We start from the raw sequence: 14,806 nt of genomic DNA on the forward strand, positions 1-14,806 counted from the left end.
CGCTTGGCAGCGATCCTACACATCGACGCTGTACGTCGCCTCGCCCGCCTCAATGCCTTTTCGCGCGCGCTCGAACGCCCACCTAGGAATTCCTGGACTCGATCGGTTCAGGTCATCACGTCGCCCGCTCAACTCCTTGAGTAGCTTGGTCGCACGTGAGTCGTCAGCGACGGCCGCCGCGTCGATTTCGTAGAAGGTACGGGCCTTGTTCCTCAATTCGTGGAACGCTGCAGCGGCGAGTCGATGCGAGTTGGCGCGTCTCTCTGGGTTGAGGAACGTACCTACGGACGTCAGGGCAGCCACGAATATTGCTAGACCCGCGGCGAGCGCCTCATGGCTCTTCAGCGCTGACACCCCTGCTACTGCAGAGGCGAACGCCGCAGGCAGGCCGATGCACAGATGGGCGTAGCTCCAAGCATCCGCAGCGTTGTAATGGGCCTTGGAAGAATAGGCGCAGTCCTCCTCGACACGCTTCGCCTCGCGAACGAGAGCATCTCTGAGTCCATCAACCATTATGATTACCCCACGCAGAAAGGTTCGGCCTTATGCAGGGAACGCTCGATTGAAGAAGCGGCGCCATGCGCGCCTGGCCGCCACCAGGTCGCCGGCGCGTTCGGAAGCCAGAGCGTCCGTGGCAAAGCCGAGGCCTGATCTGATCGCGTCGACCGCTGCCAACCTCTTTGCATCCGTAGAGCAAGCGGGCACTTCGCCAGAAATGCCGAGCGGGTCGGCGATAGGCTGACAACCAGTAACATGAAACCTTTCCAGCGTGGCGGCGATGCATTCCGCATAGGTCATCCCAACACGACACACGCCGGCGGCGGCAAGCTGCAGCTCGAGATGGAAGGACTGAATCGGAACGGCGGTAGCGCGACAGTTGCGCCAGTGCTTCAGGAGCAGTGCAGTACCTCTAAGCTTCCGGCCGCTTCTCTTGTCCGCATCGTGAATGTACTTGTTGTGGCCTTCCGGACTTGTTTCGAGCCACCCTCCCTTTCCGTTCGGGATCCGATACAGCGGTCTAGAATTGGCCGACATCCCGAGAAACACGGCGGGAACGACGTCGACAGGATCTTCGCCGTCTGCGAACCTCACGACCACGGCTTGAAGGTCTCTCCTAATTTCCGTGTTCTTGAACTTGTCCTGAAGAGCGATTCGAACGTTCTTCAGTACGGTCTCCGAACTGGTGTAGGCGTCGCCCCACCGCACGTCGTCGCGGGCGACGACGGCGAAGTAATCGACATCACTGCTCGCCCTTACGGCAGTCCCACGGGAGTGGCTCCCGACGACCGACAGTCTGTTAACCGAAAAGGACTCTCTCAGCGCTGTCTCAATCGAATTCGCGTGTGATTGCGCCCTGCCGAAGTCAGCATCAGTGGGCTGAATGGAAGCAAGCAGTTCGGTAAACAGAGCCGAGATCCCGTCGCGCGCCGCGTCAGCGTCGGCGCTGGTTGCACTGCGAGTAGTGGCTTGGGCCGCAGGTTTGGGGTCCGGCAGCGACCGAGGACCGCAGCCGTCCGGCTCGGGTTCGATTCTCTGCCGCTCCGCAGCACGGGCAACGCCGGCTACGAGGACGACGAAGGCGACCACGAGAATCCCGCCGACCAGTACGGCTGCGATGGGGTGCTCAGAGGCCCACTCCTTCGCCCTCCGGAGCGCCGCTTCGAAGCGGGTCGGCATCCAGACCTCCGCGACGAACTTCGAACCGTTCGGTGCTGCTTGTGTCACCACCAACGTCCGCCCATCGTCGAACGCGCGGACCCAAGCGTTCTCGGCACGTTGCATGCCGCCCCAGTCCGGAGGGGGTAGCCACTCAGGCACGTGCACTCGCTTGCCTGAGATCAACTCAGGCCAAGCGCTGCTCAGCCAATGGTCCCAAGCCATTCGCATTCGGTCCCCGCCTGCACGCGGCACGCGCGCGTCCTGCGAGAGTACACGGCGGGAGTGACACGGGACGGCCGTGCGGCTCGTGACGGATGGACGTCCGCAACTGCACGCGGGGCGTTCTCGGGTCGGCATTCAGGCACAGCTACTCTCGGTACGTCCCGCCTCCCGACCATCCGCGAGGTCGCCGAGCGACTCCGTGTGAGCAGGGCAACCGTGTACCGGCTGGTGGCGGAGGGACGAATCCCATCCGTGAGAGTGTCGTCCGGAGCGATTCGCGTGGCACCCGACTGGCCTGCCTACCGAGGAAGGTAGCCGTCTAGGCATTCCGATCCTCCTCTCGCCTGCGGTCAAGCTGGGTCCACGGCCGGCCCCGCCGCACCCCGTCGCATCTCGGCCGCCTCCTGCTCGGAGCGAACCATCGGGTGAGGACCGACCGCTCGGCGCCTCATGGGCGAACGGCCTCTCCCCACGGATCGTCTACGAACAAGTCGTTCGTGATGTCACCTGCTCGGACGCGGCGGGAGTAATCCTCCGCCAGCTCGCGTGTCACCGTATAGGCGCAGCTCAAGCACGACCGAAAGACAGAGTCGTTGTACTCGCGCACGCGCCGCTCGTCCCACTTCCCTGGGATCACGATTGTGTCGTCGGAACCCGCGGGGATGCTCGTGTTCACGTAAAGGACATGTCTCGGCGAGACGCTGACTACGTAAGCTGACCTCCGTGCCTCCAGCTCTGGCCCGGAAACGCCACGCCTCTTGAGTTCGTCGATGAACGACATGTTCGACGGATGCTTTCCGACGCCGATCGGATTGTCACTTGTGATGAACGGAGCTGCCGCGTCGGCCCGCACCAGCATCCACACCGACTGCAGCAAGAACGGCTCCAACCCGAAGGCGCTTATCGCGGTGCCAAGAAACCCATGAACGACCTGTGCGTTGACCTGCGCCTGCTCTTCACGCGCGAGCGGCTGGTCCGTCCGCCTCTGCATGTCGCGGTAGTAGCGACGCGAGATCGGAACCCGATGCAACTGGACGGCTACGAATGCCGCCAGTTTCCTCTTATCTTCAACCGTTAAGACGCCGGCCTCCAAGCGATCGAGCGCAGCGGTCAGATCATTCTCGAACAGCCGCTGAAACTCATTCTCGATTTGCTTTTCATCGACGAGTTCCAGACCTGGGACCTGATCGATGTCCTTGAGTACGTACCAGTCCTCGATCTGCGAAGTGGACTTCGCCGCCTTGGCCTTCGTGGGACCGAACTCGCGATGGAAGTCGAAACACTCGAGCTTGTTCTCCGAGTTCAGGAATCGCCGCAGATACGACTGAGGCACGAAGTGACAGCGCATCCGCAGTCTCCGAACCGGGAAGCACGCGGAGCGCTTGCTTCCCGAACAAAGGTCCGAACCGAAGAACCGGCAGCTAGGAGTTATCGCTGTTGATGTAATCCTGACAGCCGTCGCACAAGTCCCCGCCCCCGATCACGGGAGCATAGCAGCGCATGCATTCGCCCACCGTCTCAATAGCTCGGCACTCGGGATTGGTGCACACGGCTATGCCGTTCTCCACACAAACAAGCGACTCCGTTCCGCAGCTGTCACACCACTGAGCATCCACGGGATCCGGATTGTGTTTCGGATGGTAGGGCTCAAGTTCCTCACGGATGGCGATTAGATCTTCGCTGCTCAGTTCCCGGTACTTAGCGGTCCGGCGAAGCCACGCCTCGTGGCGCTCCTGCTCTAGCCGGCGAGCGATTTCGCGGAGGTCCCGGAGCCGTTCCCAAACCTCGGGGGAAAGATGTCTCTCCAGGTCCGTGGCCAAGTTGTCCCGAAGGAACAGGTACGTGAACTCAGAGAGTCGCCCGATGAGGTTCTGCGACTCTTGCAGGTTCAACTCGAACTCGTAGTGTTCGAGACGGTTCCTCAGCAACTGGGCCTTCCTGAGGAGTTTCGCGTCTCGATCGCTAATCCGGATCTTCGAGCAGGACTTCAAGCGCTGAAGCGCTTCATCGAAATCAACCGTCTTCGCGTCAGATTCACCTGCTCGCGCCACATCCTTGAAGATCAACGACCAGTGCTCTTGCCTGAGCCGCTCCTTGAGCAGCAGCAGCACGCCCGCGAATAGATGCAAGATCGCGTACTTGTGAGATCGCGGATCCGGATCGTCCTTCAGGAAGAAGTGCTCGATCCCCGACTGGATGAAGTCGATGCCGTTGCTGAGCAGGCTCAGCTTGAGACCAGGAGGCGCCTCGTGCTTCGCCCCCTTGGTTGCTGCCTTCACTGGATCCCCGATGTCCGACATAGAGTACGCCTCAGAATGATCGAGTTCTGTTAACGACGATGGCTCACGGTGACGTCAACGAGGCGTGCGCGTGCAAGGCGTTCCCACCCTTGGTGCGAACGGCCTCGGAGGAACCAAGCTCGAAGCTCAGAACCCATACTTCTGTCGCCGGAGCTCGAACGCGCGGCGGCCGCCTTCGAGCACCTCCTCGACGAGTTCGCGAACGCCGCGGGCGTCGATCGCGCCCATGTGCTTCGTCGGGAGCGGGCCCTCAGGGTCGCCCGCGCCGCTACGCGGTGCGAGGCCAACGATTAGCTCGGCGTCGCCGAGCACCGGGATGTTGGCATTGTGCGTGGAGAATACGAACTGCCGACGCCGCTTCTCCTCGCGCATCTTGGGGACGATGCTCTCGGTGATGAATCGATTGTCGAGGTCATCCTCCGGCTGATCCACCACCAAAGGGGCGTCGGACTCCAGGAGCAGCAAGAGGAGCACGGCCGTGGCCTTCTGGCCCGTCGAAAGGTCCTCGAGCTTCTGCCAGCTCGCCTCGTCGCCATCGGGTGCGGTGTTCAGCTCGATGGTCGTCGTGGCTGGGAGGTCCAGCTCTTCGACCTCCATCCACACAGACTCGGGAGCCTGCGCAAGCTTCTCGGCCTGCGTCGGGAGCAGGCCATATTTCGAAACCAGGGCCTCCTTGCCGCTGCGACCAGCAGCTGCGAGCTCGCTGAGTGAAAGTTGCTCGACCATCCGCAGGGTCTCAAGAGCCTCTGAAAGCCGCCCGCCAACTTTCTCCTTCAGCACGGTCATCAGCTGCTCGCGCCCGGCGGCGAAGCTGACGCGAACGCGGACGCGTCCCTCCAGCCGCTTCGTCACCTTCTTTGCCGCGCGCTCGAGAGCGCGGAACTGCTCGGCCTTAGCGTTGTCCCAGTCAACCAAACGGATCCTGCGCGCCTCACGCTCCCCGGAGAGACGCTTCTCGAGCACGGTTCGCTGCTCGCGAAGGGGCCGCAGTTCCTCGATCTGCTTCTTGAGGCGAACGAATTCGGCACCGTCGATCTTCGCCTTTTGAAGCTCGCGAAGCGTCTTCTCGTACGCTTCGTCGATAACCTTCTGATGCTTGTCCCACTCGGACTGGAACGATGTCCGCTCAGCGTCGACGGCTGTCACGGCCCCTTCGATGGCGGCCGCTGCCTGCTCGATGACTTGCTGCAAGGTCGCGAGCGTCGCCTTCAGGCCGCGCAGCCTCTCGGCGTTCGGGAGGTCATCCGTGACGCTGTCGAGGAATGACACGTCCAGCGGCACTGCGGCGCGAAGTCCCGTCGCCAAATGGCGCACCCGATTCACCACGCCGTCCGCCTGCTTCAAGAGCTGCTCCTCACGAATGAGGACGCTTTTGTCCTTCATCTTCTCTTCGAGGCCCGCTTCCTGAAACCGTTTGAGGGTTTCCTCCAGCTTCGGAAGCGCTGCAAGCCTCTCGTCGACCTTCGTGAGCTCCTCGGCAGCACTGGCGACGCTCTTCCGCGATTCGGCAAGCCCGTGCTTCTTTTCGGCCTTGTTCACCTGTGCCGCGTCGTCCGGTGCGATGAACCGGTCGAGGAGCCGCGTCAGCTTCTCGCCATCCTTAGTCAACTCGGAGATCTCGTGCTGGCCGAACACCTGCGCGCGCGGCACCACGTCGATCGGCCTGTACGGGAGCGTCTGCCCTGCGTCATCTTTCACCACCGCCGCGTTCGGAACAGTGCGCTCGATGACGTACTCACGCCGCGCGGGATGGTGAACGCGAACCACAAGCGAGATGCGCGTGCCGTTCTTCAGCACGTGCTTCACGATTCCATCGTGCGCAACCTTCGCGTCCTGCCCGAGCGGCTCGAGGTCGAGCACGTGGCGAAGGCTCTCGATGACAGTCGACTTCCCCGTGCCGCGCCCGCCGATCAGCACATTCAGGTTCTCGTTGAAGCAGATCGCGCGGCCGTCGAGGAAACCACCCTGCCAACTCATCGCGACGAACTCGGCGTGCGCCTCCGGAACGGGGTCGCTCCCTAGCCGAATGCGCGAGACCGGATCGAGGAACGCCTGGCGGAGCCCCTCAAGCGATGGCTCCGTCATTTTCACCCAGCACGTCGATCCGGGTGCCGCGAGGTCTTCGGGCTTCGTGACGTCGCCCGCGTTCACGATGGCGACCGCCGTCGTCGCGTCCGGGCTCGTCTCACGTCGATAGTCGGCGTTCTGGTTCTTGAGGATGGGGCGTTTGTCTTCGGGCGCGTCATCAACCGAGCCCGGGATCTGCACGCAGACGAGGTTCGGATCACGCCAGGCGTTGACGCGTGCCTGGCCGTGCAACGTATGAAGAAGTCCCTTGTCGTGGGTGACGTGTGCGGCGATCGTGACGCCCCCTTGCTCGCGCACGCACTTGAGCAGGTCCGAAAACGACTTCTTGCTGAGCGAGGTCGACGGCTCGGGTTTCGTGATGTCGAGCTGGCCCAAGTAGCGCTGCAGTGCGCCGTCTGTCGTTTCGGGCGAGTACAGGCAGAGCACGTGCACGCCCTCGCTCGAGGCAACCTCGAACCCGGGGAAAACCGTGATGCCGCGCGGCCTGGCTTCCTCTTGGAAGATGGCGATGGACCCGGCGTCGTTGTGATCCGTGACCGCGATGACCTCGATCTCGAGATCGATGCAACGGTCCAGCAGCTTTCTGACGTACGTGCGCTCGTCCATCCCGTGGTCGCTGCCCCGGAACGTCTGTGAGTAGTGGGCGGGGTTCACCTGAAAGGCACAACGGCAAAACCTCGCGCCCTTGGGGAGCGCACTGGCGTTCTGCAGCGGCGACGTTTCGGGCATTGCGCTCGCCTCACTCGACCAGCGACTTGAAGACCGCGTCGGACGCGTCCTTGTAGAACTCGATGTTGAGCTTGGTCCACAGCTCGTCGGGCAGGTCGTTGAGCTGGCGGCGGGCGGCCACGGGCATGAGGAGCGTCTGCGCCTGCTTATCAACCGCCAGCTCGGCGACGCGGACGGCGTTCGGGATCATCTCAATCGACCCGCCGAGGTTCAGCGCGCCAACGACGACCGTTCCCCCGCGCGTGTTGCGGCCAAGAAGTGCTCCGCACAATGCGACGAGCACCGGAATGCCAAGGCCCGCGCCAGTCTTGTCGGTATCCAGGGCGCGCATCTGGATCGAGAACTCGTGCTCTCGAGGGTTTCGGTCGCCGACGAGCTCCTTCGCACGTGTGTAGAGGTTCTGCTCGCCGACCTTCACACTCTCTCGGAACGTGGGCGGCGTCGGCTGGTTCAACACCTTCACGCCCGCGCCCGGGCCACAGGTGACCTCGACGCGATACAGGCCCGGGCCCGCGTCCGGGCTCGATGGGCTCACAGCCCACACCTGGCCAGGCGGAAGCGGGTCGCTCTCGATGGCCTCGTCGCTGTGGAGTTCGGGTGTCGAGACGAACTGCTCCACACCTTCGGAGCCGAGCATGTAGCTGAAGTGCGTGTTGCGGAACTCGCTCTTGAAGCAGCGCTTCTGCTGCTCCTTGACGCGGCGGCGTGACTCGAGCGCGATGCGCGCGATCCACTCGAGATCCTCGTCGGGAACGGTCGCCTCAGGATCCGGGAAGAGCAGCTTCGTCAGGCCGCTCACCGTCTTGTTCACCGCCTCGATGTCACGACCCGACAGCGCGCCACCGAGGTGAACGCGTCCCTGCATCACCGAGACGCGGTTGCCCGAGCGCAGCTTGCTCCAGCATTCACTCAGGAAGTCGCTCACAAGGCCGAAGTGATCGGTGAAGTGGTCGTTCGGGTTGAGCTTGGGGAAGTCCCAGCCCGGTACGAAGGCGTGCAAGCGGTCCATGAACGCCGTGTCGTTGCGCATCTCGGGAGGGAGCGGGCTCAGCAGGTGCGCCACGCGCTGCTGCTGCTCGACATCAACGTCGAAGTTGCCGACCATCACGATGCCGCCTTCGGCGCGGATGTTGTCCTTGCCGCGGCTGAACTGGCCGGAGGCCATGTAGCCCTTCATGATGTTGACGCCGTCCTTCTGATCGAAGGAGACGCCGGACACCTCGTCGAAGCACACGACGTCATACTGGCAGACCAGACCGCGCTGGCCAGTCGCGTTGTTCACGAACATCTTGGCGACCGTCGCCTTGCCGCCGGAGATGAGGTGCGCGTAAGGCGAGATCTGCTGGAACAGGTGGCTCTTGCCCGTGCCGCGCGGCCCAAGTTCCACGAGGTTGTAGTTGCGCTCGACGAACGGGACCATGCGTAGGATGGCCACACGCTTCGCACGCTCGGTCAACGAGGAAGGTTCGAGACCAATCGAGCGGATGAGGAAATCGACCCACTCCTGTGTCGTGAACGCGCGGCGCGCCTTCCCCATCACCTCGAGCACGTCAGACTTCGACATCTGAATCGGGCGCATCGACTCGATGGAGAAGGGGCGCCCTCCCTGCTCCTGGGCAGCGACTCCGTCGTAGGCCAGCGTCACCTCGGCGTAGAAGCCGTCGGTGAGCATTCGCTCGTTCTCACGCACGAACTGGTCGTCGATGAGAACGTCGCGAAGCGCCAGACTGGGCAACTCGGCGACGAACCGATCGTTCTTCGCATCGAGACGCGCCTTGACGATGTCGATGAGCTTGACGGTACCGCCCTCCTTCGCTCGGGCCTTGAACAACTCTTCCTCGCCGGTGCGGACGGTGCGATCGCGGAGCTGCTTCTCGACGATCTGGAGTCCCTCGGCGATCTCCTTCTCGTCCGTACTCGCGCAGTAGCGGCCGAGAAGGAACTCGACCACGTAGGTCGGCACCGGATACTGGCGCGCGTACTTACGAACGAGATCCTTCCGAACGAGGTAGCCGTCGAAGACTTCGGCCGCCCGCTGGTCGAGATGATCCAGGGTCATGGTCATGATGCTTCTCCGACGGTCGTAGTCTTCCGGTCGAGGACGCTCCCAGCGCCGTCCACGACGACGACGGTCGCCGCAGCTCCTTCGTGAGCGTCATCGGCAACGGCGAGGCTCGCTTCGCCAGCTGGGCCGACTTCCTTGTCCGAGGCCACGATGCTGGTGTTCGCCTGCTTCCAATTGAGCCGCAGATCCACGCGCACCTCAGGGTCGTTCGTCGCCACCGACACGCGACAACGCATTCCACGCCACGACACCGCGGTAATCGACGCGGTCGCACCGCCACCTCCGCGCTCTACGACGAGCTCGGGAACGATGCACTCCTGCGGGCTGATGCCACCGTGCGAGTACTCCGTGTTCGCGGCAAAGCTTGCGACCCCCGGCGGCGACGCGATGCGGACGTGCGGGTTCCAGTACCACGGATAAACGGGGACGCCGGGCGTCGCGTCGCCTTTCACCGTGGCGGCGCGCGACCACTTGGTCACCGTCAGGTGCTTGGGCAGGGCGACAGTGGGCAGCCCCCCCGGCACCAGAAGCCAGCCATGGTCCGTGACGATTCGGATGCGCGTCCAGCCCGCTTCGACGAGCCCGGTGACCTGGTCGACAAGGGTGTCGAGTTCCGATTCAATCTGCGCGGCGAGACGCGCGCCCAGCTTGTGGCCGAGCTCGTCGAGCTTGCCGGTTTCGACCCAGCCGCCCGTCGTCCCTTGCTTCGCGGGCCGAATCTCATCCCCAAGCAGGTCTGTGCCACGGCTCGCCATGTCCTCTCGCAGCCGCTGGGCGTTAGCCGCTTGAGGGCTGTCCTTGAAGCGCGGGTTGAAGTCGATGACGTCCTCACCGCCTTCGAGTCGATCGTGCGAAAGCGTCGCGAATGGCTTGGCGGTCGACGTCACGGTTGGCAGTGGCGCGAGGCGGTGGTTCAGGCGCGTGCGGTAACTCTTCGCCTCGAGGCGCTCCGCGAGCATGCCCGCGACGTCGTAACGCAGGCCGTCCGCGAACATGAGGCACGCGTCCTTCTCGTACTGGCTACCAGACACCTTGGCGCGCAGGACGTTCCCGGCGCCCTCGATCAGGCTCTGGAAGTGTCGCGCCGAGGCGTCGAGCCACGGCAGGTAGAGGGCGCGCACGACGCTCTGGATGAGCGCCACGTCCGCGGGCTGCTTCACTGTGGCAAGCGCTTCAAGTGCGGCGCGGTCGCAGCGCCAGCCCTCGTTCACGTAGGCGTTGATCGCCGCATCCACGGTGGCGCCGCCGACCGTCGTAGCCGCCGCCCTGGCGAGCTTCGCGAGGGGGGCGAGGGCGCCGGCCAGCGGACTCTCGCCGAGTTCGGCCCACACCCACTCACGGCGCTTGCCGTGCGCCGCTTCAAGCGCCGCCACGTCGGCAAGAGCTGCGGCGTGAGGCTTGTTCGCGAGCGCTGCGAGCCCAGCACGCAGCTCCTGTTCCGCCTTGGCGTTGCCGCCCGCGTCTCGTTCGCTTCCACGATGGAGGAGCGGCGTGGCGGTGTCGCGCAGCAGCTTGGCGACCTCGGGATAGAGCTTCGGCGCCTCCTTGAATCGCTGCCAGACGTTGACCCACTTGCCGTTGCCCTCGACCAGCGCGTTCGCCGCGTCGGCCGGAGACTTCTTGTCCGGGTCGAACTTGAAGTCCGACGTGCAGACACCGCAGAACGCCTTCCAGCGTCCTTGCCCTTCAGCCTTGAGAAGCGCGTCACCCGCGCCCATCCAGCGCAGCAGGTCGCGTGTGGGATCGCTTACCGCCAGACGATCGAAGTCGTCCGCCTCGAGGCGGTGACCGCGGAGGCCATCGAGAGGCGTCTCCGCGAGTAGCGGCAGGCTGCGCAGCGCGGCATCGCGCGTCTTGGCGTCCTGGGCCACGTCCAACTGGAGCCCGTCCTCAGACACCAGAAATGCTTCGACCGTCCAATCGCGACCGTTCTTCTGGTGCCAGACGCGACCGCGGTACTGCAGCTCCACGAGCGGCCGCAGCTCGCGCGGGCACTCGTCTCCCGCACGCAGCGACTGCCGGGCAATGCCCGGCAGATAGAGGATCGGTACGACACCTGGCTCGAGCGCCACGTCCTCGAGCACGCGGTCGACCACGCAGCGCAGCCAGATGGCCGGCCCCGTGCGTCGGGCGGCGTCGTATGCGCCGAGGACGAACAGGTGTGGCAGCGCAGTCTGCAGGCGCGCCATGAGGCCCGCCCACTGCCTTTCCGTGTCGGCCCAGATCAGCGCTGCAGGGGCGGCCTCTCCCTCCGCCTGTCGCAGCGCGTGAAGGAACGACTGTTCCAGGGCATCGACGAGGTTACGCGCACGTGCCGGCGCGCCAGCGCGCCGGCGAGAGGGGGGCGCGTTCACGACTTGCCTCCCTTCGCGCACTCACGCGCGGCGAGCTTCGCAGCGCGCGTGTAGTGGAGGTCGTTCCAGCGATTGCCGTCGAACTCCTTGCCACCCGCGAAGTCCTGCGCGCTCTCGTCCCAACCCCAGAACCACGGGAAGTCCGCCTTTTGGCGCGTCGGCTCCTTGCCCTTGTCCTTGCCCCACCGAATGTCTGGAGTTACCCGGAGGATACACGCGGCTCGTGCGCGCACCGTCAAGGGACGCGCGGCAACAAACGGACGAATGTTGACGCGCACACCATCATCGATGTCCGGCTCCCAACCGACGGGCTGCTGCTGCAGTCTTTTCCAGCGGACGAAGAGATCGAAGGGCGGCTCGCCCTCGATGATCTTCTCCAACTCGCGTTTCAGGTGCTCAGCGGCCGCCACGCGGCCGTCGGCTCCCTCGATGCCCGCCTTCTGGTCTGCGCGCTGACGGTCAAGCCAGTCGCCGAGATAGGTATGCGTCAGCTTCTCGAGGATGCGACGGCCCTCGCCGTTGGGCGCAGCCAGCTGGTGATAGTTCACGAGCGCGGAGAAACCGTCCTTGCGACCGTCCCAGATCTGCCAGACAAACGGGCGCCGTTCGAACAGCTCGCAGTGCTGTTCAAAAAAGCCGTCGCGAAGCCAGTCATCCAATGACTTGCCGCCGAAATCCACGGCGGCGAGCAGCTCACTCAGCTTGTTTGCCGACCACTCCGCGCCGAAGGCGTCAGCAAGGAGCGCGCGAACACGCTCGGCAGCAGGAGCCTCTCCGCGAAGCGAAGGCAAACACACGATACCGTCGTCATCCACATGTCGTTCTAGGCCGTCCGGTCCGAGTGCAGGAAAGCCGAGAAACGTCGCCTGCCGCTGTCGAGGCCATCGATAGCCAACGAGTCGTGCGACAGCGACCTGGAGAGGATTTGAGGCACCTCGCGGATGTCCTCCGAAGATCCACTGGGTCGGATCGAGCGCGTGCGGAACAGGGAGCACGGCGCCGGACCAAGCGCCGATATCGAACGGCACCTCGATGAGTGGACCCCGCACTTTCAGCGCCTTGTCGATCCGACGAACAGCGTCGTGGTACCCGGTATCGCTCATGAAGGCCCAGATCGGCGCCAAGTGCGATTCACTCGCGGGAACGACGGCGACGGTATTGTCGTCGAACAGCGTGCCGAGATAGAGCGAGACGTTCAGCGACCCCATAGCGCTCACGAGCACGCCTCGTCGGCCCCACACCTCCTTGCCCCTCAAGACCGTCTGACGCGATGCATTTTCGGCGGCTTTCGCTAGGCTCCCTGCTCCGTTCTCCCACAGAATTGCCTGTGACATGCCGCCATACGAAGTGGTTGCATCGACCGTGGTTTGCTGCGCAGCCCATCGCTCGTCGAGCGCGGGCAGCTCCCAGAATGAGCGCAAGTACCGAGGAGAATCGCCCGTCTGAATCCCGTTCGAGTAGATGGTGAACTTCGAGAGCCGCGGCTCAGCTGACGCCTCCTCCATGCTGATCCGGCACTTTGGATTGATGAGTTGGCGTGCTTGGTTGACCTTGTGGAGGGCGTCGGCGCACAGGGCTGCGGCCTTGTCCACTGCCGACGCGAAAGGAGTCGTGTCAATCGCCAAGAACTCGTGGGCTGCATCGTGACTGCGCCCGCTCAGAATGATCAGCAGGGGCTTCACGACTTCCCCCGAGATCCCAGAGAAGGCGCCGGGCCCGAGCTGACCAGCAAGCTCGAACCGTGCGTCGCGCAAGAGCCTCTTGCGGTACGACGCGTAGTAATCTTGGGACAGCCAGTTCTGAGGGGTCACGAGAGCCGCTGCCCCGAAGGGCGCCAACAACGACCGACACCGCTCGATGAAACAGGTGGCCAAATCAGTCTTCGCATCGGCGAAGTGCGATTCACAGTGCTGCGCAAGCACATCGGACTGATTTCCACGCGCGAGATACGGCACGTTTGTCGCTACGAGGGTGTACTTTACGGCCAAGAGCGTTGCCGCGCGCGCAAGTCCTTGTGCGACCACGGCGAGCTCAGCGTCCTCGGATTTCTCCGAAGCCAACGCTGAAGAGAGGAGGTTTCGAATCTTGTCAAACTGAGCAACGAACAACTCACCGCCGACGCGCGTCGGATCGATGAGCGAGCCCAGGGTCGGAGCCTGCCGGAACAGCTCGTAGAGCTGCTTCATCGCCTGCTCCGCGGGCCGATCGCCTGCCGCCAACGCCGTCCACTCCGACACCGGAGCGTTGATGCCAAGCCCGGCGCACGCGAGGTTCAGCGCCGGCAACGGCCGATAGCCCGCGAGCTTCCATGCCGTGAGCCCAACGTTGAACGCGGCGATCTGAGTGCAGCGCGGATCAAGTTCGAGCCCGAACAGGTTGTCGCGCAGCACGGCGTCCACGGCCTCGGCGATCGACAGCTTCTCTTCGGCCTGCCGCAGCGCGACCAGGATCGGCAGCGCGAATGCGAGGAAGTGCCCGCTGCCCATGCACGGGTCGAGCACCGTGAGACCCTTCGCGGCCCTCGGCCAGCCCGAGAACGTACCCGGCGCTGGCCGCCAGGCGTCCCCCTCGCGTACGAAGCGCAGGTATCGCCACTCGATGCCCTGGACGGCGCAGGCCGCGCGGCACTCGTCCTCGGATACTGCCGTGCGCGCGAGCTCCGGCTTCGCCGCGAACACCTTGCCGGCCCACCACGCGCCGACCGTGTTGTGCAGCAGGAAGAGGACCATGTAGTCCTCGGTGAAGAGCTGCGTCACGGCCGGCAACTCGTCCGCGCCGATCTTGTGCTCCGAGGCGTTGACTGCGTCCTTCTGGTCCGCCTGCCAGAACTGGTACACCCATCCAAGGCTGTCGTCCGCCGTGAACACGGCGCGCGGCAGCCTTTCGAGGATCGCCTCGAGCTCCTGTCGCTTCTCGGGAGGTAGCGCCACCTCGAGCACTGGATCGCCGGCGCGGAAGATCTGCGGGAGCATCCGCTGAGCGAAGTCGCTCGCCAGCACCAGCCAGTCCTTGCCCTGCTCGCGCGCAAGCTCGCGGCACTCGTCGAGCGACAGCGCCATGCCCGACTCCGGCTCGACGAGGAGGTCGTTCTCCGCGAGGAAGCGCGCGAACAGGAGACGATGCCAGTGCTCGTAGGCGGACTCGCGGGTGAGCCGCTCGGTGGTCTGGGTTCCTTTGCGCTCCTCGAGCTTGTCGCCGAGCTGGCGCCCGTGCGCGCGCAGGCGGTTGCGCAGCTTACGCTGCTCGGGCGAGAGCGCGGCCCAGGGCTCGTGGTGACCGACGGCGAGCTGCCCGATGGCCTGCCGCGCGCCGGCCTCCGCTACGCGGCGAGCCTCCTTGACGGCGCCTTCGAGCTCCCTGCGAAGGTTGCGGTCGAGCGATGCCATCGC

General features: G+C 64.4%; 9 protein-coding genes. 1 reads left to right on the forward strand and 8 read right to left on the reverse strand.

The annotated features are described in order from the left end of the window. Positions 1-15 precede the first annotated feature (15 nt). Both ADEH_RS23145 and ADEH_RS23150 read right to left on the reverse strand, forming a co-directional pair. Complete coding sequence (locus ADEH_RS23145) at positions 16-513, reverse strand: SLATT domain-containing protein (RefSeq protein WP_011422276.1); 498 nt, start codon at positions 511-513, stop codon at positions 16-18. 30 nt (positions 514-543) lie between these two features. Further along, the gene (locus ADEH_RS23150) at positions 544-1,782 is read right to left on the reverse strand and encodes a nucleotidyltransferase domain-containing protein (RefSeq protein ID WP_157061375.1); all 1,239 of its coding nucleotides are present in this window, start codon (positions 1,780-1,782) and stop codon (positions 544-546) included. Positions 1,783-1,866: 84 nt separating this feature from the next. Between ADEH_RS23150 and ADEH_RS23785 the strand changes: the two genes are divergently transcribed. Then, positions 1,867-2,196 (forward strand): helix-turn-helix transcriptional regulator, encoded by a 330-nt coding sequence (locus tag ADEH_RS23785; protein ID WP_081436925.1) that lies wholly within the window; start codon positions 1,867-1,869, stop codon positions 2,194-2,196. 133 nt (positions 2,197-2,329) lie between these two features. Here ADEH_RS23785 and ADEH_RS16660 read toward each other — a convergent pair whose 3' ends face one another. From ADEH_RS16660 to ADEH_RS23560, 6 genes are all read right to left on the reverse strand, one after another. Further along, the gene (locus tag ADEH_RS16660; RefSeq protein WP_011422278.1) at positions 2,330-3,229 is read right to left on the reverse strand and encodes a DUF4238 domain-containing protein; all 900 of its coding nucleotides are present in this window, start codon (positions 3,227-3,229) and stop codon (positions 2,330-2,332) included. 73 nt (positions 3,230-3,302) lie between these two features. Next, on the reverse strand, positions 3,303-4,181 hold the full coding sequence (locus ADEH_RS16665; protein WP_011422279.1) for a hypothetical protein: 879 nt from the start codon (positions 4,179-4,181) through the stop codon (positions 3,303-3,305). A 126-nt stretch (positions 4,182-4,307) separates the two neighbouring features. After that, positions 4,308-6,998: a TrlF family AAA-like ATPase gene (locus tag ADEH_RS16670; RefSeq protein WP_011422280.1), complete on the reverse strand. Its 2,691-nt coding sequence runs from the start codon at positions 6,996-6,998 to the stop codon at positions 4,308-4,310. Between the two features lie 10 nt (positions 6,999-7,008). Then, the gene (gene brxL / locus ADEH_RS16675; RefSeq protein WP_011422281.1) at positions 7,009-9,063 is read right to left on the reverse strand and encodes a protease Lon-related BREX system protein BrxL; all 2,055 of its coding nucleotides are present in this window, start codon (positions 9,061-9,063) and stop codon (positions 7,009-7,011) included. After that, complete coding sequence (gene pglZ, locus ADEH_RS16680) at positions 9,060-11,417, reverse strand: BREX-1 system phosphatase PglZ type B (protein WP_011422282.1); 2,358 nt, start codon at positions 11,415-11,417, stop codon at positions 9,060-9,062. The genes brxL and pglZ overlap by 4 nt, the downstream gene beginning before the upstream one ends. Continuing rightward, the gene (locus tag ADEH_RS23560) at positions 11,414-14,803 is read right to left on the reverse strand and encodes an Eco57I restriction-modification methylase domain-containing protein (protein ID WP_011422283.1); all 3,390 of its coding nucleotides are present in this window, start codon (positions 14,801-14,803) and stop codon (positions 11,414-11,416) included. The genes pglZ and ADEH_RS23560 overlap by 4 nt, the downstream gene beginning before the upstream one ends. Between the last annotated feature and the right edge of the window lie 3 nt (positions 14,804-14,806).

Origin of the sequence: Anaeromyxobacter dehalogenans 2CP-C (genome assembly GCF_000013385.1) — a bacterium.
Lineage (GTDB): Bacteria > Myxococcota > Myxococcia > Myxococcales > Anaeromyxobacteraceae > Anaeromyxobacter > Anaeromyxobacter dehalogenans_B.